Here is a 23283-nt window from a genome sequence, read left to right as displayed (position 1 = left end):
CTTATTGTTTCATTCGATTTCGGGTCGGATTGGGCGACTTGACGCTCGTTGACCGCTTGCGCATCAGCCAATATGGCGCGCGAATAAAGACATCCTTCCAATCAGACACATTCATGGGCGCCAAAGGACTTAAGTAAGATACGCCCAAATTGCTTAAACCGCTTAAGTGAATGACGATGTACGCGACACCGAACATCAAGCCCATATTCCCCCACATTCCTGCCAGAACGATTAAGCCAAATCGAATCAGGCGAATCGAAGCACTCATCACATAACTGGGAATGACGAAGGAAGCAATTGCTGAAGAGGCTACAGCGATTATTAAGACATTGCTGGTTAAACCGGCCTGGACTGCAGCTTGGCCGATGACAATACCGCCGACAATGCCAATTGTCTGGCCGATCTTGGTAGGCAGCCTGGCTCCCGCCTCGCGCAGGAGCTCAATGGTGATTTCCATCAGCAGCGCCTCATAAATTGGCGGGAAGGGCACCCGATACCGGGATTCCGCCAAATTGGTCAGCAGCGCAGCCGGAATCATCTCATAGTGATACGTAGTCACAGAAACGTAGAAAGCTGTAAATGTCACAGTGATGATGAACGCCAGGAACCGCAAAAACCGGAGTGCCGTTCCAAGCATCCAGCGCTGATAATAGTCGTCAGGAGAAGAGAAAAATTCAAAGAAATTAGTCGGCGCGCTGAACGCCGACGGGCTTCCGTCCACGATCCCCACAATTCTTCCGGACAGCAGCCTGGACACCGCCGCATCGGGGCGCTCTGTTGTCAAAAACTGCGGAAATACGGAATTCGGATGCTCATCGATGTATTGAATCAGCATGTTCGTATCGGTTAGTCCGTCCATCTCAACGGACTCGATGCGACGGACGAGTTTATGGACCAGCTCGCGATTGGCGATATCCTGAATAAACAGAATATACACTGTTGTTTTTGTAATCTCGCCCACTTCGCATGGAATGACCTTCAAATGCGAGCTTTTGATTCTGCTGCGAATGAGCGACAGGTTCGTCTGAATGTTTTCAATGAATGAATCATGCGGTCCTGTAATCACCGTTTCGGTTTCGGATTGCTGCACGGAGCGGAACTGGGGGCCATTTGTATCAGCCAGATAGGCCTGGTCCTTCCAGAACAGTGCTGTTTGACCATCCAAGATTCCCTTAATCAGTCGTTTGGCTTCGTCTATTCTTTTAAAGGGGGAACGACGCATATAAGCGGAAACTTCCTGCACGGACAAACTTCTTAATGGCTGCAAGATCTCCCTGCCCACATCCTCGCCGCTGACCATATGGTCAAAGTAAAGCACATCGATGTGAATGTCCGGGAAGAAGCGATGCTTCAAATCTGAACATTGCTCAAATTCCTGCAAGACATGAGCCAATGTCGGCGGAGACGGCGCACTGTCGCCCTGCTGCAGCTCGTGCTGTTGTTCCTTACGCAGAAGCAGTTTTTTGATCATGCGGAATAGATACACCTGAACCATCCTGTTCATCCAGTAATATGTCATAGATTGCGTAGTTTGGTTAGGAGTATGCATCAGGATGGGTTTATTCCGCATTTTGCGACGAATTGCGGAAAGACGAGAGAGGAGCGTAATGCCGTCACAATCGGACGACTGCAGATCCACTGTTGTACACAGTCAAAAACATCATCTTGGCAAGCTTGAATGTTAATGCGCGATCCATGGCCTTTCCCCCTCTCCTGTGATTGATGCCTACATGCGGCATACCTCCATCGGACATTGCTCGCAATGGCACACATCGCGCAAATATGACAAATCTTTAATCACGAGATGGCCATCGACATAGTCGATCACATCGGCTTTTCGCAAATCGGTCAATATCCGGTTGACGCTTTCTCTTGCGGTGCCGATCATTTCGGCCATTTCCGTATTGTTGATCTTGAGATCAATCCAGATCTCCGAGCCTTCCTGGGGTACACCGTACGTATTGCTGAGCCGAATCAACAGCGAGCAGAGCGCACCGGTCTTGCCGAACATCATCAAATCACGAAACTTTGACTGGGTTACCCGATGGGTCAAGCCCATCCATTTCATAAATTGGATGGCCAAATCGCCGTGCTGCCACAGCAGCACTTCCAAATCCTTGCGCTGGATCATCCCGATCCTGCTGTCCTCGATTACTTCTGCGCTGAAATCGTGCAAGGAATCCTGGAACGGATCGAGCTGGCCGAACAAATCGCCGTCCTGGTACAAATACAGCGTGAACGACTTGCCGGTATCCATCGTCTTGGTCAGACGAACCCGTCCCTTGATGATGTAATACAGCTTGTCAGCCGAGTCCCCTTCCCAGTACAGGTACGTTCCTTTTTCCGCTTGCTTGGTATACATAATCCCGCGCAGCATTTCCATATTGTCATCGGACAAGAACCGTGCAATGCCCAGGTTGTTCGTCGCCAATGCCATATGCGTCACTCCTCTCGATCTGAACTCCATACTTCCATCCTAAGAGAATCCGAAGCGCAATCCTATCGGGAGAAATGCTGATTTTTCCCAAGGGGAATCCCCTGATTCCGACATGGGGAAAGGGCGAACCCGGCAATTGACGCGCCTGCGGGATGAGGGAATTCCCCGATAAGCAAATTAAGGGTGTTCCCCGACATACAAATGACTGCGAAATCATTACAATAAAAGGACGAGTACAAAAGTACGATCGAAAAGGAGGAAGCGAATGATGCAGCTCGTCAACCACCCCATATCGCAAGCATTGGAGCGTTTGCGTACATTGGCCGCCAGCGATTTCACCGGGCTTGCCTTGCTGGAATCTCATCAGAAGGCGCGCTGGCGCTACGCTGCAGGCAATCGGAGCGAGCGTTACAAGCAAATGCTGCTAAAGCCCGGCTCCGGTCCCGCAGGCGTCGCATTCCGCATCGGCAAGCCCGTCTTATGGGACGATCGCGCTCCCTCCCTTTCAGGCTTGCGGGCTGACTGCCCGCTGATTACAGCCGAGCAGCTTCACAGCGCAGTAGCTGTCCCGATTAGTACAGGGCATGGAATCAAGGCTGTTCTGCTGGCGGCAAGACGAAGCCCGCACCCCTACACCGTGCAGGAAGTCGAAATCATAGAGAACGTATCCAAACAACTGCTCTTGTTCATAGAACCGTGATCATCCCGAATTTTTTCTATTGCCGGGATTGTTTTGTATAATAGAACGTGCAGGATTGTTTTAGAGGTCCCGCCGAAAGCAGCAGGAATAAGCGTCGAAGCGTTCCTCCGTTAGGTAAAACGGCCTTATATCGCAGGAAGGAGAACCGGAGATGGTGAAGATATTGCTGGTGGATGATCACGCGGTCGTCCGCACCGGGCTGAAAATGTTGTTGGACGGGAAAGAACAAATGGAAGTGGTCGGAGAAGCGGCGGACGGCGATGAAGCGATAGAGGCGGCAGCGGCCTTGCGTCCCGATGTAGTGCTGATGGATTTGAATATGCCGCAGGGCAAGGATGGGCTTACAGCAACGGCGGAATTAAAGAAGCTGCTGCCGGATGTTGCCGTCTTGATCTTGACGATGCATGACGATGACGAGTATTTGTTTCGGGCCATCCATGCAGGCGCATCCGGCTATGTGTTGAAAAGCGCGCCGCATGATGAGTTGGTGACCGCTATCCAAACTGTTGCCGAAGGCAATGCCTATTTGTATCCGACGGCAACCAAGAAGCTGATGGCTGAATACGTGGACAAGCTGAAGCGCGGTGACGCCCCTACAGCCTATGAGACATTGTCAGAACGGGAAAAGGAAATACTGGCGCTGATAGCGAAGGGCTACAGCAACAAGGAAATTGCCGAGCAGCTGATCATCAGCGTCAAAACCGTAGAATCCCACAAAAGCAACGTCATGGACAAACTTGGACTGAAGACCAGGCCGGATTTGGTAAAATACGCATTGAAGAAAGGGCTGCTGCACTTTGACGAATGATCGTGACAAGCTGCATCCGGAAGTCATCGGCCACAACCTGGACCAGTTGCAGGAGCAGATTGATTTCCACATACTCGACCCATCGTTTCGCGACAATCTCAAACATTCCCTGAAGCAGCTCGCAGACGTCAAGTTTGCGCTTGACACCTCATCGATTGTAGCGATTACAGACCACCGGGGCATGATTCAATATGTGAATGACAAGTTTTGCGAAATCTCTCAGTATTCCCGCGACGAGTTAATCGGGCAAGACCACCGCATTATCAATTCCGGTTATCACAGCAAGGCGTTCATGCGGAGCCTGTGGCAGACGATCTCCTCAGGAGACGTGTGGCGCGGCGAAATCAAAAACAAGGCAAAGACTGGCAGTTATTACTGGGTAAATACGACGATTGTCCCCTTCCTGGATGAACAAGGCCGCCCTTATCAATATCTTGCGATCCGCAATGAAGTAACCCAATTGAAAAAGGTTGAGGAAGAACTGAAGCAGATGATGTCCCATGTGATGAATATTCAGGAGGAAGAGCGCCGCCGCTTCTCGCGGGAGCTGCATGACGGCATCGGGCAAAGTCTCTTCTCGCTGCTCATCCAGATGGACCGCCTGATTGGCGATACGAAGCTGAAGGAGCTTGAAAGCATTCGCGGCTATGTCGCTTCTATTATTGAAGAAGTGCGGGGGCTCGCTTGGGAGCTGCGGCCTTCGGTGCTGGATGACCTGGGCGTTGTGCCGGCCATTCGCTCGTATATCGAAAACTACACCGAGCATTACGGCATTCAGGTAGACTTCACCTGCAACATGCGCAAACGGCTGGATGCCAACAAAGAGACGACCATCTACCGGGTCATTCAAGAAGCGTTGACGAACATCGGAAGATATGCGGATGTGGAAGAAGCCAAAGTCACGCTGCAAGAAGATGAAGCCTGTATCAAGGCTTGTATTGAAGATCGCGGCAAAGGCTTTAGGCGCGCCGCCGATGCGAAAGGAGTCGGATTGTTCAGCATGGAGGAACGGGCCCGCAGCGTCGGCGGCCGACTCACCATCGACTCCGAGCCCGATCGCGGCACAATTGTAACCTTGCTTGTACCCAAGTAGTCTCTCTCCGGCAGCCTCCGGACACGCTATTGCAGGCTTTTCAGCTCATCCAGCATCCATAAGCTGGCGTGTCCGCTTTGCGTTGCCTTCGGCAAAATTTTGCAACCGAGCCCGCAGCGATTGGTGTTCGTGAATGCGTTCCGACGTGATCGTGTATCGACCCGACCTTCGCCCCCTTCCTCACTCGATCGCCTTGGCGTGCGTGTATTCATCCTCCGTGCAAATTTGCCGGATGAAATGCCCGTTCAATCCATGCGTCTCCAGATTCGCTTCTGTCAAAGGCTCAAAGCGCACTCTCTCAAGAAAGCTCCAGATCGATTCCTTATCCCTGTCCAGCAAGAACGACAACACTGATGCGCACCGTTTATTGTAAACGCCATGCCATGGGTGCAGTTTCCCATCAAGCAATGGCAAGACCGCATCCACATCCAGCTTGCGGATCAGCTTCCACGAAAGCAACGCCGCATCGGATGACAAAAAGGGCATATCGCAGCCGACTACCCAGAGATGGGGATGCTTGGCCAGCGTCATGGCAGCGTGCATGCCGCCTAGCGGCCCCTTGCCATCGTAGAAATCCGTTATAATCCGAACGCGGCTGTCGACCAAGGGGAGGAACAACCGGGGCTCATTGGTCACCAAGATGATTTCAGAGCAAATCGGCTGCATAAGTTGGATTTGACGCTGTACGAGCCTCTCCCCCTGATACGTCCATAATGCCTTGTGCACGCCACCCGGCTTCTCTTGCTTGCCTCCGGCCAGGATAACGCCGGTGAGCCTGCCAACCTCGTCTTGCAACAGGCATGCAGTATCCAGCATCGTCAACACCTCCAGATCTAATTAGGAATTGCGCTAGTTTTTGTTTCTATGCTACACTCCCCGTTCAATCCAGGCTATGACTTCCCTCACAATCTTTTCATATACTTCCTTTCTCACCCTGATTGGCGGTTTAGTGCGCTTACTGTGTGGCTTGCTCTCACTGTATCACTGCACACAAACGGCTTACTGTGAGAAAAGTCACAACTGTGCGCTGATGATCCGCTTTTCTTGCTGGTTGAAGCAGGCTTCTTCCGGCAGCAGGCAATCGCGCGTAATCGCCCACATTTCCCGCGCAGTAATTCACCTACTGCACTGTGATCGGCTTCGAACTCGTGAACCTTCGCAGCAGCTTTGGCCCGATCTGCCTCAGACCCGGTTTGCTCAGCCGCGCGAATAATCGGAAATACCGTACCTATGTCGCAAATATCTCTTCCAAAGCGGTTTCCAGTGTTGGATACGCGAAGGTAAAACCTGCCTGAAGCAGTCTTTCCGGAAGTACCCAGCGACTTTTCAGCACCAGCTCCGTTTCCGTGCGTATGAGCGCCGCGCCGCATTCCAGCAGCCACCTGGGGGCTGGCAGTCCGAAGCCCCTGCCCAAAGCCCTGCGCAGCTGGCGCATCAGTTCATGGTTCGGCACCGGATTGGGCGACGAACAGTTTAGCGGTCCTTCCAGCTCCGTGTGCTCCATGGCAAATCGGACAATGCGATACAGATCCTTTACATGAATCCAGCTGAACATTTGCGTGCCCTTGCCCTGTACCCCGCCAAGGCCAAACTTGACCAACTGCCGATACGGACCGACAACCCCGCCTGACTGTCCCAGCACAATAGCAATTCGCAGCGCAATTTGCCTAGTGTTAGGCATGCCGAAGGAGAAAAACTGCCGCTCCCATGCCTTGGCTACCTCCACCGAGAAGCCGGAACCGATTTCACCGTCCATCTCTGTCATTGGCCGGTCCTCCGCATGTCGGTAGATGGTGGCAGTGCTGGAGTTGAGCCACAGCTTCGGCGGATTGGCGCATGCAGATACCGCTTCGCCCAGCAGCCTTGTCGTTTCGGTGCGTGACGCCATGATTGCCGCTTTATTCCGTTCATGATAGCGGCAATTTACAGATTTTCCGGCAAGGTTGATCAGCGCTGCCGCATCCTCCAACGCTTCTACAATCGCGGCCTGATCGGTCCATGCAAGATGGGGCGACTGTCGTGAGATGATGACAACCTCATATCCGTCCAACTGAAATTGTTCTCGGAAATAATCGCCGATGAATCCTGTTCCTCCGGCAATGACAACTTTGTTCGTCATGCTACCCCTCCCTAGACTGCCTGCTGTTCACCCAAACTTGTTTCATTAGCCTAATTGTATCGGATTGCAACCTGCCTGACTAGCCAGGGGGAGCCTCTGGCGATGCGGCTAGGGGCTGAAAAAAAGACAACAGCCTCCGGGTCAGGACCCGCGAAGGCTGTCGACACTCATGCTATACCCCTTGCTTCTCAATCGTGACATTGTTTTTTTCAGCAAATTTCTCCAGGTATTCAGCCGTTTGCTCGAACGATTTCAGCTTGTCGCTCGTAATTGTATAGGGTTCGGGCACACCGCGTATATGAACCTCCACCATTTTGACAGTGCTTGTGCGGAACAGCTTCTTCACTGCCGTTTGACCGAATCGGAGCCGATCGATTTTGCTATACTTCACATCATGGGTTTTTGCACCGCTGTCCATGGTTAATCGCATGTGATCGACATCCAAATTCACATCAACAATCGCCGGCATACGGTATCCTCCTTATGAAGTTCCTTCGACTTACTCCATACCTATATGCCGATCAATGACGGAATAGACCCCACGCAAGATGTCTTGGCGCAATTACAGCAGCAAATATCCCAGCGCCACTCCGGCCCAACCATAGACGAGCGCATACCCTATATTCCGTGCGGTAATTCGATACGGATTCTCTCCCGTCTGCTCGCTCATAAGCGTCACGGTCGTATTGAAGGTGCCGGATGAATCGTTCGCCAGATTCGCAGTTAACAGCACAATGGCCAAACTGACCGGATTAAGCACCGTCAACAGCGGCTGGATGAAAACCCCCATTAAACTGAGCGTAACGAGCGGATGCAAGCCGAGCAGCGCCGCAGTCAGCGAAACCATTTGCATGAGCAAAAATAAAACAAGCGGCATCGCTGCCAGCTTTCCGAGCAGCGCTTCCTGCGCCGTTACAATCCAGTCTGTCTGCTGCACCATGGCGCTGAATACACCGAGCGAGACAAAGAGCAGAACGAAATTTTGCATGGAGCCCAAGTGGCGCGACCAGGCCAGGCGGTTGTACGCTACGAAACGCTTGAAACGGCCGATCAGCAGCGACCATATCAAGGTAAACGGGATAATCAGCAGGATGACCGCATCGAAGAAATCGGTGTGAAGGACGCGGGACAAGCTGTACCCGGAAAAAATAAACAAAAACAACACGGCAAACAGAATAGCCAGCGGCCGAAGCTGCAGCTGCCGGGTCGGCTTGCGCGCGAACGATATCGGCGTCTTGCCAAGGCGCAGATTCCATATCCAGTCCAGCAGCAGCATAAAGACAGAGAAGCCGATCAGCCACGGGAACAACGTGATATAGGAAACTTTGGTCGCGGCGACCGCTACCGCAATAAACACTTCGACCGGGCTCCAGACGGTTGCCGCCGAAAATGTGCGCAGAATGACACGGCTGGCGAAGCGGTGCACAAATTGCGCCGATTGTTGAATATGTAAATCCTTCACTGTCCGGAATGCTGTCGGAATTGCAGACAGGAATATAAACAGACTGAGCGCATAGGTGAGAATCGAGGTGCGCACGTACAACTGCCTCGCATTCCGCACATTCGCTTTCAGCATGCTTAAGATTTGCCGGTCATATCGTCCGGCAATCATGATGTGATTCATAAACGGGAGCACATACAAGAGCGAGACAAGCAGCGCATTCGTAGTGAAGGCATGCAGAAACTGCCTGATGCCGCCGCCCGCAAGCAGCGCCAATATCCCGCCCAGCAGCAGAAAGACGATACTGATGGTTTGGTATACCCTACCGCCTCCCTTGAAGGAGACAATGAGGGAAAGCACGGCAGTCGCGGCCAGCAGCCCGTCAAGGATGCGATGCTGGATGAAGATGCTCGTCATGTACATAACAAGAAATAGCGTAAACAATCCGCCGCGAGTTTGGACCGACACGTTCATAAGTACCACCTTTATGTTCTAATCTACACGGTCTTATTGTAGAGAACTCATGACGTGAAGTAAAATCTGGCGATACCCTGCATGTATCGGCCCATCCCCGAAGTGTTCAATTCCGGAAGAGCGCTCACTTCCAAAGCGACAACGCGAAGAGGTGCAGATTCGGAAGCAGCGGCAGCACAATTTCGCGTACCCGCTTAGCCTCTGAAAACGTGATTTTCTTGGCGAACAAGTGGACAGAATGGGAGGCTCGTCCTTTCTCATCATGCTCCGGCCACGACTGCCAAGCGATTACATGTCTGCTATGCCCCATACGGCTCCACCAATCCGGGAAATCCATCGCCACTTCCTCCGAAGACCCGTCTGCAAACACCAGTTTGGCGATTTCCGCATGATTGCCTTGCTCGCCGCTGCCCAGCAGCATCATGCCCCGCACTTCTTCCGTGGGCAAGGTTACTGTCTGTCCCTCGCAGGCAATGTTGTCCGGCGCGCCGGCTTCGCATGCAGGAAAGCGAAACGACATGTCCTCAATGCGCAGCAGCCCCCCATCCGGCATGTTCACGCGCGCATAATAGAAACCGACTGCATCGAAATTGGCGCGCGGACCAGCAATCCCGTAATTGTTGCAATAGGATGCAAGGTCAACAGGAATAACTGTTTCAGCTGGCTTGCCAGTTTGCTCTGCTTGCCGCCGTTCCGGGCTGACTTCCCTGCTTCCTGCAAGCTGAGCTGCTCCCCCGCCATCCAGACAGGCCAACAATTGCGCAAGCATATCAGCTTCCGAGGCAACAAGTTGTCTCACGCGCTGCTTGAGATTGTCGGTCAGATCCGGCGCGCCCGGCAGCTGCGACGCATAGTTCATCTTCGCCAGCAGCGCTCGAACGGTCGACCACTTGTTGGAGTAATGTCTGCATTGATCCGCAAAGTCGCGAAGCGGCTCGAGTCCGTACTGTTCCGCCATATAATCCAGCGATTTGGCGAAGTTGAAGCGCGAGAAGATCAGACTGCTCAGCTGGTGATATAACGGACTCCCGCCGAAATCCTCGCACCCCTTCGTTTCCTCGGCGAAGTCGATGCCGTCCAGCGCATGAACCAGCGGCTCAAATGCGGAGACTAATTGCTCCTGCTGGCGAGCGATCAGCGGACGAAATGTTGCAACAAGCCTCTCCCTGTTCGGGATGCGCCCCTTCCCTTCGCGCAACGTCATGCAAGCCCTGAACCCCAGTTCCAGCTCTTGACGCGGCAGCAGCTGGTCCGTCATCTCAAAATACGGGTCCAGGCAAATCAGCTGATCGTCCGCATCGACGCCGACAACTACGATCATGTGTGTATAGTAATGCTCCTTGCGGTATTTATCATCCCAAGGCACATAGTAGGAGTCCACATTCAAGCCGACTGGAAACCCTTTGTCCAGCTCATCCTTAATAATCCGCCACCCTTCTGCCGGAGCCGTCTGGTGAATATTGACGGCATAGCCATGAAAAATTTCAAGCATATGCAGCGGCTGATTCAGCAGCTTCATGCGCGAGGCAATCGTAGTCCGATCTGCTTCGGCCTGCTGAAAATCGAAAAGCAACGCATCTGCGTACATCATTTCGTAGCCTTGCTGAAACCAGGCATTGAGCGTGGCGACCACATCATCAAAGCAGTCCCCCCCCGCTCTTGATCGGCTGAAGCGCCAATGCCGTCATCCGCGATCCCCCTTTCCGAACGCCTGCATGCAAGCCTGAATTTCGGTTATGCCCTCCCACATATCTCCTTCTTGATCGAAGATGACCGTGATCGGAACGGAATCGTTAAGTTCGGTTACTACCGCCAGCATGCGTTCGAAATCTTCCTTGTCTATCGATCCGTCTTCCCGATACAGCGGCTTGGCATGAATGCTGTGGGCGTGCGGCGTGCCGTAAGCGATCCCGGCTTCCCGCTCCGAGGGCAGAAGATTGCCGAAGTCTACGATTGTGCTCACGCGCGGCTCGATGCTTTCAAGCAGCTCACGCCAGCTCCCGACGGTTGCCGTCAACTCGCGAAAATTCTCTGTCACCACCATGACGCCCCGCGCCTGTCCATATGCCCGCAGGTCCGTCAGCGCCTCGCGGCTCCGCTCCATCGCTTCCAGATCACCGGCTTCCTGCTCCCCCGCTACAATGCGCACCGCATCTGCACCTGCCTTCGCGGCTATATCCAGCCATTGGCGCAAATACGCCATATCCGACCGTCTGCGCTCCTCTTCGGGAGAAGAAATATCGCCGTAATCGACGAGCAGTGTGTGGAAGCGCACCTCTGCATCTGCGAACGCCTGCTTCAGCTGTGACAAGTACTCCTCCTCTGTGGATGGAAAATGAAAGTGGCAGAGCTCCAAATACTGGAACCCTCTCGCTTTGACGACCTTCGGCAGCTCAAGCAGCTCGATCTCCTGCGGCTGCAGCTGTACGGCGGTTGTCTGGCTGCGGCTTGCCTCATCCCACACGGTCCAGCGCAGCGGTCCAAGCAGCCTGTGCAAGCTCCACGAGCTCAAAGCCAATCGATTGTCCAACATAGAAGCACTCCCATTCGTCTAGAAAGTTTCCGCGTCAGCGAACAAGCGCGTACAGCGGTTGCACATCATCAAGTTATCGGTTTTCAAATAGTCGCGGAACGTTGCAGCACGCTCCCCTTCCCAAATCTCTTCATAGGAATTCTCGTAAATGTTGCCCAGCTTATAATCCGGCAGATCGACGCAAGGATACACATCGCCTGTCCGGCGAATAATCAGCTCATGCCAGGGCGCTACGCATTTGGAACGGCCGAATACATTATGAATATCGGTATAATAATCATGGATATCTACATAATCGCTGTAATCAACGCCTTCTGCCGCCCAAATGTCCTGCAAGTCTTTTTTCAAGTACTGGGTATCGATGTCAATCGCTTCTTCCACGAAGCCCTGCCAGGCCGGAGATACATCCACATTCAGATGCTCCTTCATCTGCTTCGCGTAGGCTTGTCCTCGCTCCGGCGTCGTGTACAGAAGCGGTGAGAAATTGACCGCAATATCGCGTTTTTTCATCCAAGGATTCTTCGTGTCGTGCAGGATAATCGTAGAATCCTTGAAGCGTTCGCGCAAGGAAGGAATCAAGTCCTTGGCCGCCTTGTAGTTGGTAGGCGAAAGCACCATGTTGATGCTGATATAAGGAAACATTTTCTTCCGCCTCTTCTTCTCTTGCAGCAATGCTTCTATATTATCACAAATGGTATCAAAGCTGCCCTTGCCGCGAATCTCATCGTGGTATTCCCGCGGCCCGTCAATGGAAATATTGCAAATGACGACATTCTCTATCAAAAAGTTGATCCGCTTCTTGATCAGCGAGCCGTTCGTCAGCAAGTAGACATTCATGCGCTTGCTGCGCAGATGCGATACGAGCTCCTCAAAGTGCTGATACAGCATAATTTCGCCGCCTGTAAGAATGACACCGACATTGCGATTGACAGCTGCCACCTGATCAATAAATCTCTTCAGCACCGCAATGTCGAGCTGCTCCCGAATGACCCGCTGCGGCTCCTTGAGCGCCCAGCCTGTGTCGCCCCAGATGTGGCAAAAGTTGCAGCGATAATTGCAAATCTCCGAAGGAAAAATGGTCATTTGCTTCAGCTGAGGAGCCAGCTTCTGCACGTAATCCACCAGCGCGTCATCCCGCAATGCCCCGGCATTCGTCCACATGATCCATCCCTGCTTTCTTGTTAATTTATGCGCCTTCCCCCACCGTCGACTGCGACAAGTATCGAATAATATTGTTGATCGTGGAAAAATGCTGAAAGTCCAGTTCCTCGTCATCCCACGATACGCCAAATTCCATCTCCATAGACAGCACAAGCTTGATAAACGTCATCGAATTGATGCCGAGCACAGACAAATCATCGTCCATGCCGATTGCATCCAGCGCACCCGGATCATCCACATTGTCCCGCAAAATCATCAACACCCGTTCCTTCAACTCATTCGACATTCCCATTCCTCCTTAGGTCGTTAGTAAATAAGAGTTCATGGCTGCCTGCAGCTGCAGCCTGAATTGCTGCTCCTGCCGGGGAAGTTCCTGCAATCTGTCCGCCAGTTTCTGAAGCGCAGCGGCATCGAAGACCGGCAAGTACAAGTACCGAACAACGCCTTTGCGAACTGTGTCCCAGCTTTTTCTCAGCCGGTCCGCAGACTGGACAAGCTCGTGATCCTCTCCGAGCAATTGTCTCAGCCGATACACCTCAACCTGCTTGCTGTTCATCACCTGATTCAGGAAATCGGCCCACTCCTCCACGCATGCACGCAAATGCGCTTCATCGGCAACCGCTGCTTGGAAATCGGACACAAATTGCGCAAGCACCGACTCGCTTTGTTCCTGTAGCGCCTGGCTTTCAGACAGCATAACGGCGAATGAACGGGCGCAGCTAGCCCGAAGCTCTTCTGGTTCCGCCATCCGGCCTTCACGAGTGCCGATTGGACTAATCAAGTAATGCGTAGCTGCATGCTCCCCGCTGCGGAAATACCGTTCATCAAAAGCACGGCAGCCTCGCTCCATATCTTCGTAGGAAACAAGCTGGCGGCGATACGATAAATTTTCCCGGCGGTCGTGCTCGATCACGAGAAATTGTCGGGACGGCGGATCGTACCCGTAAATGAGCAGCGTGTGGTCCATATGCTCCTTCCGGTAAGCGTCCTTGCGTATCGACAATTCAAAGGCGTCCACCCAGACGATGACCGGCCGGCCGGCCGCGATCTCGCGCTTCGCTTCTTCAACGAATTGCTCGTTGCCGCGCCTTGCGGCCAGCTGCAATCCGACCTGCTCGAACACAGCCTGGTCCGGGCGATGCGAAACATACTCCACTTCGTACCGGGTGCCGTTCTTCGCGAACACGATCAGATCATTCAGCAGGATCGGCAGGATCGATGCGCCGTAGTGACGCACGACCGGAAAGAGCGAATTGTAAAAGCAATTTTTGAAGAACACGTCATTGAACGGCTCAATCCCGGAAATGGCAACGGTCGTATGTTCTATAGCAACAACGCGGGCATAATCTGTCGTTCGCACAGTGGATGACGGTTGTGCCGCTGACGCTGCAGGTGCGCTTGCTGATGCGACAGCTGCCTCGGCGCCTCCCGCCACGTTAGCGGCACATTCTGCAGAAATGTACGCGGCCAGCCGCTGAATGCAGCGTTCGGCTTCAATCTGTTCTGCGCTCAGCTTTACGCCCAGCTTGGCCAAATCCGCTTCCAGCCTGATCGCCTGGATGGAATTGCCGCCTATTTCAAAGAAATCATCGTAAATATCCAGCGTCTCCAAGCCCAACAGTTCTCCCCATATCTGGCCGAGCAGTCGTTCCTCTGCAGAATACTGCCCGCTTGGTCTGCCTGTAAGCCGCACGGGCTGTTTCGCTGCGCTTCCTGTCTGCTCCCTTGCATCGTCCATCCAGCATCGCAAGCGCCGGAACGGATAAGCGGGCAGCCTCACTTTGCGGCCAGCCCTCTCCCCATAAAGCAAGCCCCAGTCGACATCAGCTCCCCGGACATAGTGCTCGCACAACTGTCGGCTGAGCGCAATGCGTTCCTGCCCGTCCTCGGCATCAAGCAGCAGATGAAGGATTTCGTTGGCCTTGCGGCTGTATTCCCTTCGCTCAGAAGGCGTAACTTCCCCTGGCGCCCGCATTTCTCTCGCTTGGGCAACTTCCTTGTGCGCGCCGATATAGCTGCCATCTGGTATGTGGACATTGCGAGCATAAGCCGCGAGCTTGTCTGCTAATTCCCGCTTGTCTTTTCCCGTGACAACGAGCCGATAAGCATAATGCCCTCTGCCTGTGCTGGCTGTGAAACAAATGTCCGCAAGAGGCTCTTCTGCTTCCCGAATGCGATTGGCGTAAGCATCTGCCCATGCCTGCAGCGATTCTTCGCACTTGGCCGATACCGGAAACATATAGGGCAGACTGTCAGCGTCGTCAGCCCGCAAATCCGCCGCCTGTGCATCTCCATCCGGATCGGGTGCCTCCTCAAGCACAACGTGGCAGTTAGTCCCGCTGAATCCAAAGGAGCTGACGCCGCAGCGCCGCGGATAGTCCGGCGATTCCCAATCGGCGAGCCGATCCTGGACGTAGACCGGAGTATCGGCGAACGGGATGCTGCGATTCGGACGGGTAAAATGCAGGGTGGGCGGCAGCTGCTTGAACCGCAGAGCAGCGATCCCTTTCAGCAAACCGGCAATTCCGGACAGGCCGTCCAGATGGCCGATGTTCGTCTTGACCGAGCCTATGGCGCAAAACTGCTTTCTTCTTGTATACCGTTGGAAGGCACGCCGGATGCCGTCGACTTCGATCGGATCGCCGAGTCGTGTCCCTGTGCCATGCGCCTCAAACAGCGCAATGCTTTCGGGATGCACGCCTGCATCCTCCCACGCTCGGCAAAGCACCTCCTCCTGCGCAGCCGCATTAGGCGCAGTGATGCCTACAGATGCGCCATCCTGATTCATGCCGCTTCCTTTAATTACGGCATAAATGTGATCCCGGTCGGCCAACGCTTGGTCCAGCGGTTTCAAGAGAAGTGCAGCCGCACCTTCTCCCCATACGGTGCCGTCTGAGCCTTCGTCGAAGGCGCTCGTCTGTGCGCGCGATGACTCAATCCCGATATCGAATACGCCCGCAACCGGCATCAGGCACAGCTTCACTCCGCCGGTAAGCGCCATGTCACAATCCCCGTTCTGAATCGCTTTGCACGCCGTATGGACCGCAACGAGCGAGGAGGAGCACGCCGTATCGATCAGCAGGGAAGGCCCGCGCAAATCAAGCAAGTAGGAGATCCGGCTGGCCAGTATGGATGGCGTATTGCCGACCCCGGCCATCTGGATTCGGGATGGCTGCGTCTTCGTGATATATTGTCCGTACAGCGGCCAATCGGCGTGACCGATATATACGCCGGTCCTGCTGCCCTGAAGCCTGCCGCCGCCGTATCCCGCATCTTCAATCGCGGACCAGCAGCTTTCCAGGAACATCCGGTGATTGGGGTCCATAAGGGCTGCTTCCATCGGCGAAAGCTGAAAAAAGTCGTAGTCAAACTTGTCTACTTCGTCCAGATAACCGCCAATACTATACGTGATCTCATCGGTTTTCAATGTTGTATGGGTCCGAATGAACGGTTCGCTGTCCCGGCGGCGATGAATGGGATATTCGCCGATGCACTCCCGCTTGCGGCTCAAATTGTGCCAGAATTGCTCCAGCGTATGGGCGCCGGGCATCCGCATGGACAAGCCGATAATCGCAATATCCTTTCGTTTTCCGGGCAGCGAGTCGGCTTGCATGGATTCGAATGATTCCAGAAGCGCAAGCGCAGTCTCTTCATGCAAGTCGCCTGCCGCTACCTTTTCAAAAATCAAGCGCGCCCATTGTGTCATAGCCCCACCTCCATATCCCGATATCGCGCGACAGCCTCATCCACCGACAGCTCCCGCTGCGACAGAGACTGCAGCAAGCTGCGAAGCTTCAGCCTGCGCGTGTCGAGCGGTTCCTTCTGCCCGTCTTCATCCGACGGGACCGGCTCTCCTGCATGAAGTTGTTCCCGCAAGTAAGCTGCGAGCTTGGCGATAGTCGGTTGTGAGAACAGATCAGGCACCCTAAGTACGCCTGGGTACAAGTTATCCAATTGCGCGTGTACATTCGTAATAAGGATCGAGTCGCCCCCAATCTCAAAAAAGTTCGCATGAATATCCAATTCCTCATAGCCAAGCACAGTGCGCCACGCTTGCGCAACCTGCAGCTCGATCTCGCTATAGTCCGCGTTCGTGCTCCCCTTAAGCTGAACCTGGTTTATCCCGCGTGGCTTCGATCGTTTGACTGCACGGGGGGATGGCAAGCGGACGGCGTCCTCGATCCAGCGCTGCAAGTCGGCGGACAGCCGGAATGGCAGCAAGTCTCCCAGACGAAACAGCGCGCTGGTGCGGTTCCATTCCCCGACATATACTTGCGGCAGTCCGCTGCGCAGCGCAACCTCGAAGCATCGGGCCGCCTCATCCGGAGGAAGGAGGCGAAACAGCTCCTTCTCTTCTTCAATGACAGCGCCTTCCGATAAGCCCGTATGATCCCAAGCAGGCCAATTGATTGCGATTGTCCGCTTGCCTGACGCACTGCGACGGGCGGCATATGCATCAAGGAAGGCATTGGCCGCCGTATAAGGGCCGGAGCCAACACCGCCCACTAGTGTAATCGCCGATGAGCAGAGGACGATGAAGTCCGGATTGTCCTCCTGCAGCACCCGTTCCAGCACGAGCGTTCCCTGTTCTTTGGCGCGCATGACAGCCTCCAGTTCTCCGCTGCCCAGCTTCCTGAGATAATTGCCTGCGGCAATCCCTGCGGCATGAATGACGCCGCGGATCGGCCCATGTTCCTCTCGCAGCTTCGCCACAACCGCTTGCATCTGCTCGCAATCCGCTACATCTGCCTGACAGCAGACGATTTGTGCGCCTAATGCTTCGAGTGCCTCGATTTGCGCCAGCTTCTCCCGGCTTTTCGGGCTCCGGTTGAGCAAGGCCAGCTTCACTGGAGCCTGGCCGGCCATATGCCTGGCCAATGCAAGGCCTATGCCGCCAAGCCCCCCTGTAATGAGATAAACACCGTCCGTGCGCCAGGTAAATTCCTCGCTCTTGAACGAATCGGGATCGAACGATTGGATACGGGCTTCATACCGGACTCCTTCACGATACGCCGCATGGTAAACGGCGCTGCCGGCAATAAGCTCGCGAACGAGCTGCTCCGCATCAGTCGCGCAATCTGCGTCGACCGTCCTGACCCGAATCGATGGATGCTCCCAATGGATGGACTTGGCGAAGCCGAACATGGCCGCATGCGCCGGATTCACCTGGGCTCCGCCTTCCCCTACAGCCTGCGCGCAATCCGCTACCAGACACAAATCCAGCTGTCGATTGCCGGAATCAGCAATTTCCTCCTCCGGCATAGCGCTGAACCAGCGCTGCAGCCCGTACAGCCCGCGTTCCAGCTGTATCGTCCAGGACGGCTCTCCTTGCAGGTCGTTCCCCCAACAGGCGAGATGTATGACCCTGCTTATACGCTCCTCGCGTATCGTTCGCCATAACCGACCTAGTGCCGCTTCGCCGCCATTCAGCAGTTCATCCCATTCGCATTCAAGAACGGCATGCCCGCTGCCCGCAAGCTTATGGAGCAGATCTGCGCCAATGCCTTGTTTGCCTTTGATTAGCAGCAAGCGATCCTTACGCGCATCTCCTTTTTGCTCCGGCAGAGGAGCTTCTATCCAGATCGGACGGTGAAACATCGACGGCTCCTTCTCGGCTGCATCCGGGAACTTCAGCCAACAGCGGTTCTCGGCGAACGGATACACTGGCAGGTGCAGCCTGCTGCGCTTCTCGCGATGATACAGCCTTTCCCAAGGCAGCGAAGCCCCGGCGGCATAAAGTCGGGCCAGCCTGTGCAGCACGCTTGCATCGCGTTTGCCGCTGGCCAGAAATTCATCCATCAACCGCATGGCCTCACTGGTAATATCCGACGGATGAACCTGCTTCGCAGATTGCTTGTCTGCTTCCCCCTTGGCTCTCGCTTCTTCCGCGGCGCGAATGCCAGTCTCCGAATAGGTCGTATAGCGAACTGACGAAGATGCTGTTGATGCCGTTGATGCTGTTGATGCAGATACAATCCGCTGTTCAGACGATTTCAAGCATCTATCCAGCTGCTCGAGCAGCTGGTTCCGATCTTCGGCAACGAACGCCAAACGGTGGGCATAATGTCCTCTACCTGTACCAAGAGTAAAAGCTAGATCTGCCAGACTGAACGTTCGATTTCGCTTGATCCAGCCCAAGCAGCCAGCCGCCAGCTTGCGCAGCGCTTCCTCCGTCTGCGCGGACAGCGCAATCAGTTCGGCTCTCGGCTCTGAATCAGGCAATCCCCCGGCTTCCCCTTTGCTTGCCGGTTCAGTCGCCGATGCTTGCCGCGAGTACAGTGGCATGCCGGATATTGCATCCGGCATGCCAATCGCTTCCCTTGCCGCCTGGGAGGCAGTCTCGGGCGCCTCCTCCAGCACGACATGGCAATTGGTGCCGCTTATGCCGAATGAGCTCACGCCGCATCGCCGCGGTCCTTCGACCGCCTCCCAGCGGCTTAGCCGGTCGTTCACATAAATCGGCGAATCCACGAAATCAATGTTCGGATTCGGACGAATGAAGTGCAGGGTCGGGAACAGCACTTGGTGCTGCAAGGACAATGCCGCCTTGACCAGACCGGCGATGCCGGCGGCGTTGTCCAAATGGCCGAAGTTGCTCTTTATGGAGCCAACCGCGCAAAACTGCCTTTTTGCCGTATAGCGGCTGAAAGCCAGCTGCAGCCCCTCTATTTCAATCGGGTCGCCCAGCTTCGTCCCTGTTCCATGCGCTTCCACGTATTGAATGGTATCCGGCGCAACGCCGGACCTTCGCCACGCTTCCTCCAGAACAGCCGCTTGTGCGGCCGCATTCGGTGCGGTAATTCCTGCAGAGCTGCCATCTTGGTTGATCGCGCTGCCCTTAATGACCGCATAGATTGCGTCGCGTTCCTCCAATGCCTTATGCAGCGGCTTCAGCACGACGACCAAAGCCCCTTCGCCAGTACCCGTTCCGTCCGCGTCATAATCGAACGTGCGGGTGCGCGAAGTAGACGACTCCACCCCTACCTCAAATTCCCGGACGGGTACAAGATGAAGCTGAATGCCGCCCGCTAGCGCTGTATCGCACTCGCCGCTGCGAAGCGCCTGGCATGCCAAATGCACGGCAACCAGCGAGGACGAGCAAGTCGTGTCTACCGCCAAGCTGGGCCCCTTCAAATCGAGCAAGTAAGACAGGCGGCTGGCAATAATCGGCCGGACGTTGCCAGGCATGGAAAGCGGCGCAGAGTCTGGATCGACTTCACTGATCATGCGCTTGTAATCCGCGTCCGAGCCGTAACCGAGATAGACGCCTGTGCGGCTGCCGCGAAGTCTGTCCCCTGCGTAACCGGCATCCTCCAGCGCATGCCAAGCAGCTTGCAGAAACAAGCGCTGATTCGGATCAAGCAGGCTTGCTTCCTTCGGCGAAAGCTTGAAGAAGGCATAGTCAAACTTGTCGATCGCATCCAAATAAGCGGCTTCCTCATAACGAATCCCGGAGGGATCTTTGCCGATGCTGCGCAAATAGCTGTCGATGTCTCGCTTGCGCTTGACCGGAATCGGCCGCACAGCATCCCTTCCCTCAAGCAGCAGCCTTGCGAGCTGCTGCGGCGTGTCCGCCTGCGGCAGCTTCAGGCCAATGCCGATGATCGCAATGCTGTTCCCATCGACCGCGCCCGGGCGCGCCTTGCCGTCCTGCCCCTCAAATTTCGAGAGATTGACCTTGATCGATGACAGTGTCAATCGCCTCACCCCCGGCCTTCCGTTCGATCGCTTCCCGATAAACAACTCTTAGCGATTCCGCATGCTCGCCAGCTGCCGACAGGATTTCTGTCAAGCGTTCCTGCTGTTCTGACACAGGCACCTGTTTTGTAAACATAATGAGCGCCAGCAGACAGAGCGCTTCCTTCATCTGTTCAAGCGCAGGCGGATCGCCCGTTTCATCCAGTCGATTCTGAAGCTCTTCCAACCGCCGATACGGGTCCAAGACACCGATCCGGTATTGCTGCTCATCCCAATTGCGGTTTCTGGTCGTCACGGCTGCAGCAAGGCAGCGTATGACAAGCGAGGTGCCTCCGTTTGCACTCGCCAAAGAATTGTCACAGCTCGCGGGGGCAGATGCCGCCTCTTGCCGAGATGCCGCAGTATGGCTCGCTGCGTTCGTCATGCTCACGCCAGCCTGCCCCAGTGCTTCCCGCAGCGGGGACAGCTGATCTCCCCGTTCCAGCGGCATGCACACAATGTGCGCACAATTGGCCTTCATGAGATTGGTCAACACGGTGCGCGGACCGAACTCAATCGCTGCCGCCACGCTTTGATCGGCCAAGTAGGCCATTGTCAAATCCCACCGGACAGGGGCTGTCATCTGCTTGGCAAGCAGCGGGACGATCTCCTCTTTGGAGCCGTAAGGCTTGCCGTGAACATTTGCCAGCACAGGCCAGTTCGGGTCGTGCACCGTGCAGGCTTGCAGCACTTCCAGCAGCTCCTCGGCCGCGGCAGCCATCAACGGACTGTGAAACGGCGCGCTGACCGGCAACGCTGCAGTCCGCGCGCCCAATTCTCTCAAACGCTCAGCCGCTTGCTCCACTGCCGCGCGATGACCGGAAATGACCGTTTGGTCCGGCGCATTGTAATTGGATATCACAACGCAGCAATCAGGACTTGAAATCTCCATGCACACCTGCTCTATCGCTTCGGGGGTGGAGTGGATCACCGCGCACATGGCGCCAACTCCGGCAGCAGCCGTCTGTTGCATTAAGGCGCCTCGCCGTTCAACTACACGCAGCGCATCAGCGAACGAAAGCACTCCCGCGCTGACAAGCGCGCTGTATTCGCCCAAGCTGTGACCTGCGGCGAATGCCGGCTCCGTTCCCACCTCTTCCCTGTAGACGCGGAGCGCAGCGATGCTTGCAGTCAGAATGGCGGGCTGTGTCACCGCAGTCTGTCGCAGCTGCTCGGCAGTTCCGTCGAAGCACAGCTTGCCAAGCGCATAGCCGAGCACATCGTCGGCTTCCTCGAACACTTCGCGAGCAGATGAAAACTGCTCGCACAACTCCTTGCCCATTCCCGGATATTGCGAGCCCTGTCCCGGAAACAACCATGCCAATCGGTTCATGCTCTTATCTCCTTTCCTTGATCCGGATTTCCGTGCGCCATGCGCAGACGATCAAGCCAAATCAAGCTTTGCTTCACCTGCTCATGCGGAACGCCAAAGTCGATCAGGCAGGCGATCTCGTTTACGCCTATTGCAGACATGGAAGCCACCATCGTCGAGGCTGTTTCCAGGGTGCCAATCAGCGAGCTGTTTTTGATATAGCGTTCAAAGGACATAGAGGCCAGCGTGCGGCGATGCTTGTCCGTAATCAGACTCGGGTCAATATCGAGCGCTTTGGCAACAGCCGCCTCGTCGTACAGCTCCGTATGCCTGAGGATGTATTCGATGAACGGCTTGCGGACAACCTCTCGTACCTCCTCCATGCATTCGCCAATGAATGTATGCAGCATCGCAGTGACCGTGCCCTCGCCCTCATGACCGGCTGCAGCCCGGGCTGCCCGGTACACGGCAATGTTCTCGCTCAGTGTCCGCTGATCAATCGCATAGAGAGCGGTGAGAATGTTGGCGCCGATCTCCCCCGCTTTCCGCCACGTTTCCACTGTACGCGACGTCGTAATCCAGATGGGAAGCCTTGCTTGAACCGGCTGCGGATAAATCCGCGCAGGCGTATCCTCGCCTGTAGCCGAAGGGAAATTCAGCGATTCCCCGCGCCACAGGCGCTGCATCGTCTCCAGACGATCGAAGAGCACCTGCTTGCGCGTTTCGAATACGTCCGGAGCGAACACATAATCTCTCGGGTGCCACCCGTAAGTGACCGCCAGGTCGACCCGTCCCCCCGATAAATTGTCCACGATCGACCAATCCTCGGCCGCACGAATCGGATGATGGAAGGGCAGCAGCACGCTTCCTGCGCGAATGCGGATACGCTTGGTCTGGGCAGCGATAGCTGCGCTTATTACCGCCGGATTCGGAAAGATGCCGCCAAATCGGTGAAAATGCCGTTCCGGCGTCCAGATCGCCTGAAAGCCTGCCTCATCAGCCAGCCTCGCAATCTCCAGCAAATGGTCATACCTCCCGCCACCAGCTGCCTCGCTGTCAGAGGAAAAGAAAAACAAACTAAATGCCATGGGCGCCTGTCGGAACTCCATCATCCACACCTCCTCTTGAATGAAATCCAGCTTTTTTCGGCGAAGCAAGCGTCAACTTCCATTTGCTGTCACAGTCCGCTCCAATCAGGGAAGCGGCATTTCCCTTCCGTTAGCTGTCGCAGTCCGCTCCAATTGACGAAGCGGCGTCTCCCTCCCGTTAGTTGTTGCAACCCGCCTCAATTGACGAAGCGGCCTCTCACTTCCGTTAGCCGTCGCAACCCGATCCAATTGACGAAGCGGCCTCTCACTTCCATTAGCTGTCGCAGTCCGCTCCAATTGACGAAGCGGCGTCTCCCTTTCGCTGACTTTCATCTGCCGCACGGAACCCCCGACCTCCCCCCTCCTCGCCTAACGGAACT

The 23283-nt window shown here is 55.0% G+C and carries 18 protein-coding genes; 3 read left to right on the top strand and 15 right to left on the bottom strand.

Features of this window, described 5'->3' with window-relative positions; all coding sequences use genetic code 11:
* Position 1: 1 nt before the first annotated feature.
* Both XYCOK13_RS11640 and XYCOK13_RS11635 read right to left on the bottom strand, forming a co-directional pair.
* Positions 2-1471, bottom strand: a complete 1470-nt coding sequence (locus XYCOK13_RS11640) for a spore germination protein (RefSeq protein WP_244865126.1) — start codon at positions 1469-1471, stop codon at positions 2-4.
* Between the two features lie 255 nt (positions 1472-1726).
* The gene (locus XYCOK13_RS11635) at positions 1727-2437 is read right to left on the bottom strand and encodes a Crp/Fnr family transcriptional regulator (RefSeq protein WP_213412326.1); all 711 of its coding nucleotides are present in this window, start codon (positions 2435-2437) and stop codon (positions 1727-1729) included.
* Positions 2438-2702: 265 nt separating this feature from the next.
* Here XYCOK13_RS11635 and XYCOK13_RS11630 point away from each other — a divergent pair, with 265 nt between their 5' ends.
* The 3 genes from XYCOK13_RS11630 (at position 2703) to XYCOK13_RS11620 (ending at position 5038) form a co-directional block, all read left to right on the top strand.
* Positions 2703-3137: a GAF domain-containing protein gene (locus tag XYCOK13_RS11630; RefSeq protein WP_213412325.1), complete on the top strand. Its 435-nt coding sequence runs from the start codon at positions 2703-2705 to the stop codon at positions 3135-3137.
* Positions 3138-3288: 151 nt separating this feature from the next.
* The gene (locus XYCOK13_RS11625; RefSeq protein ID WP_280520895.1) at positions 3289-3945 is read left to right on the top strand and encodes a response regulator transcription factor; all 657 of its coding nucleotides are present in this window, start codon (positions 3289-3291) and stop codon (positions 3943-3945) included.
* Positions 3935-5038 carry a PAS domain-containing sensor histidine kinase gene (locus XYCOK13_RS11620; protein WP_213412324.1) on the top strand — a complete coding sequence of 368 codons (1104 nt, stop codon included), beginning with the start codon at positions 3935-3937 and terminating at the stop codon, positions 5036-5038. The genes XYCOK13_RS11625 and XYCOK13_RS11620 overlap by 11 nt, the downstream gene beginning before the upstream one ends.
* 180 nt (positions 5039-5218) lie before the next feature.
* Here XYCOK13_RS11620 and mobA read toward each other — a convergent pair whose 3' ends face one another.
* The 13 genes from mobA to XYCOK13_RS11555 form a co-directional block, all read right to left on the bottom strand.
* Complete coding sequence (mobA, locus tag XYCOK13_RS11615) at positions 5219-5854, bottom strand: molybdenum cofactor guanylyltransferase (protein ID WP_213412323.1); 636 nt, start codon at positions 5852-5854, stop codon at positions 5219-5221.
* Positions 5855-6266: 412 nt separating this feature from the next.
* Complete coding sequence (locus XYCOK13_RS11610; protein WP_213412322.1) at positions 6267-7157, bottom strand: TIGR01777 family oxidoreductase; 891 nt, start codon at positions 7155-7157, stop codon at positions 6267-6269.
* A 172-nt stretch (positions 7158-7329) separates the two neighbouring features.
* Positions 7330-7626, bottom strand: coding sequence for a hypothetical protein (locus tag XYCOK13_RS11605; protein ID WP_213412321.1), 297 nt, complete (start codon positions 7624-7626; stop codon positions 7330-7332).
* 93 nt (positions 7627-7719) lie between these two features.
* On the bottom strand, positions 7720-9072 hold the full coding sequence (locus tag XYCOK13_RS11600; protein WP_213412320.1) for a hypothetical protein: 1353 nt from the start codon (positions 9070-9072) through the stop codon (positions 7720-7722).
* A gap of 124 nt (positions 9073-9196) precedes the next feature.
* Positions 9197-10663: a BtrH N-terminal domain-containing protein gene (locus XYCOK13_RS11595; protein ID WP_213412319.1), complete on the bottom strand. Its 1467-nt coding sequence runs from the start codon at positions 10661-10663 to the stop codon at positions 9197-9199.
* 93 nt (positions 10664-10756) lie between these two features.
* On the bottom strand, positions 10757-11605 hold the full coding sequence (locus XYCOK13_RS11590) for a sugar phosphate isomerase/epimerase family protein (RefSeq protein WP_213412318.1): 849 nt from the start codon (positions 11603-11605) through the stop codon (positions 10757-10759).
* An 18-nt stretch (positions 11606-11623) separates the two neighbouring features.
* Positions 11624-12766 carry a radical SAM/SPASM domain-containing protein gene (locus tag XYCOK13_RS11585; RefSeq protein WP_213412317.1) on the bottom strand — a complete coding sequence of 381 codons (1143 nt, stop codon included), beginning with the start codon at positions 12764-12766 and terminating at the stop codon, positions 11624-11626.
* Between the two features lie 25 nt (positions 12767-12791).
* Complete coding sequence (locus tag XYCOK13_RS11580; RefSeq protein WP_213412316.1) at positions 12792-13052, bottom strand: acyl carrier protein; 261 nt, start codon at positions 13050-13052, stop codon at positions 12792-12794.
* Between the two features lie 12 nt (positions 13053-13064).
* A complete protein-coding gene (locus XYCOK13_RS11575) occupies positions 13065-16472 on the bottom strand; it encodes a beta-ketoacyl synthase N-terminal-like domain-containing protein (RefSeq protein WP_213412315.1) in 3408 nt (1135 codons plus the stop codon).
* Positions 16469-20473 carry an SDR family NAD(P)-dependent oxidoreductase gene (locus XYCOK13_RS11570; RefSeq protein WP_213412314.1) on the bottom strand — a complete coding sequence of 1335 codons (4005 nt, stop codon included), beginning with the start codon at positions 20471-20473 and terminating at the stop codon, positions 16469-16471. Before XYCOK13_RS11570 ends, XYCOK13_RS11575 begins: the two co-directional genes overlap by 4 nt.
* A complete protein-coding gene (fabD, locus tag XYCOK13_RS11565) occupies positions 20424-21836 on the bottom strand; it encodes an ACP S-malonyltransferase (protein ID WP_213412313.1) in 1413 nt (470 codons plus the stop codon). Before fabD ends, XYCOK13_RS11570 begins: the two co-directional genes overlap by 50 nt.
* Complete coding sequence (locus XYCOK13_RS11560; RefSeq protein WP_213412312.1) at positions 21833-22927, bottom strand: MupA/Atu3671 family FMN-dependent luciferase-like monooxygenase; 1095 nt, start codon at positions 22925-22927, stop codon at positions 21833-21835. Before XYCOK13_RS11560 ends, fabD begins: the two co-directional genes overlap by 4 nt.
* An 81-nt stretch (positions 22928-23008) precedes the next feature.
* Positions 23009-23245: a hypothetical protein gene (locus tag XYCOK13_RS11555; RefSeq protein WP_213412311.1), complete on the bottom strand. Its 237-nt coding sequence runs from the start codon at positions 23243-23245 to the stop codon at positions 23009-23011.
* Positions 23246-23283 lie beyond the last annotated feature (38 nt).

The organism is Xylanibacillus composti, assembly GCF_018403685.1.
Lineage (GTDB): Bacteria > Bacillota > Bacilli > Paenibacillales > K13 > Xylanibacillus > Xylanibacillus composti.
Note: the sequence above shows the minus strand (reverse complement) of the source record. Positions and strands in the feature narration are given on the sequence as shown.

Coding starts and splice junctions, on each gene's coding strand:
- XYCOK13_RS11640 (WP_244865126.1), bottom strand. CDS start 1,471: ATGATCAAAAAACTGCTTCTGCGTAAGGAACAACAGCACGAGCTGCAG.
- XYCOK13_RS11635 (WP_213412326.1), bottom strand. CDS start 2,437: ATGGCATTGGCGACGAACAACCTGGGCATTGCACGGTTCTTGTCCGAT.
- XYCOK13_RS11630 (WP_213412325.1), top strand. CDS start 2,703: ATGATGCAGCTCGTCAACCACCCCATATCGCAAGCATTGGAGCGTTTG.
- XYCOK13_RS11625 (WP_280520895.1), top strand. CDS start 3,289: ATGGTGAAGATATTGCTGGTGGATGATCACGCGGTCGTCCGCACCGGG.
- mobA (WP_213412323.1), bottom strand. CDS start 5,854: ATGCTGGATACTGCATGCCTGTTGCAAGACGAGGTTGGCAGGCTCACC.
- XYCOK13_RS11610 (WP_213412322.1), bottom strand. CDS start 7,157: ATGACGAACAAAGTTGTCATTGCCGGAGGAACAGGATTCATCGGCGAT.
- XYCOK13_RS11605 (WP_213412321.1), bottom strand. CDS start 7,626: ATGCCGGCGATTGTTGATGTGAATTTGGATGTCGATCACATGCGATTA.
- XYCOK13_RS11600 (WP_213412320.1), bottom strand. CDS start 9,072: ATGAACGTGTCGGTCCAAACTCGCGGCGGATTGTTTACGCTATTTCTT.
- XYCOK13_RS11595 (WP_213412319.1), bottom strand. CDS start 10,663: ATGATGTACGCAGATGCGTTGCTTTTCGATTTTCAGCAGGCCGAAGCA.
- XYCOK13_RS11590 (WP_213412318.1), bottom strand. CDS start 11,605: ATGTTGGACAATCGATTGGCTTTGAGCTCGTGGAGCTTGCACAGGCTG.
- XYCOK13_RS11585 (WP_213412317.1), bottom strand. CDS start 12,766: ATGTGGACGAATGCCGGGGCATTGCGGGATGACGCGCTGGTGGATTAC.
- XYCOK13_RS11580 (WP_213412316.1), bottom strand. CDS start 13,052: ATGTCGAATGAGTTGAAGGAACGGGTGTTGATGATTTTGCGGGACAAT.
- XYCOK13_RS11575 (WP_213412315.1), bottom strand. CDS start 16,472: ATGACACAATGGGCGCGCTTGATTTTTGAAAAGGTAGCGGCAGGCGAC.
- fabD (WP_213412313.1), bottom strand. CDS start 21,836: ATGAACCGATTGGCATGGTTGTTTCCGGGACAGGGCTCGCAATATCCG.
- XYCOK13_RS11560 (WP_213412312.1), bottom strand. CDS start 22,927: ATGATGGAGTTCCGACAGGCGCCCATGGCATTTAGTTTGTTTTTCTTT.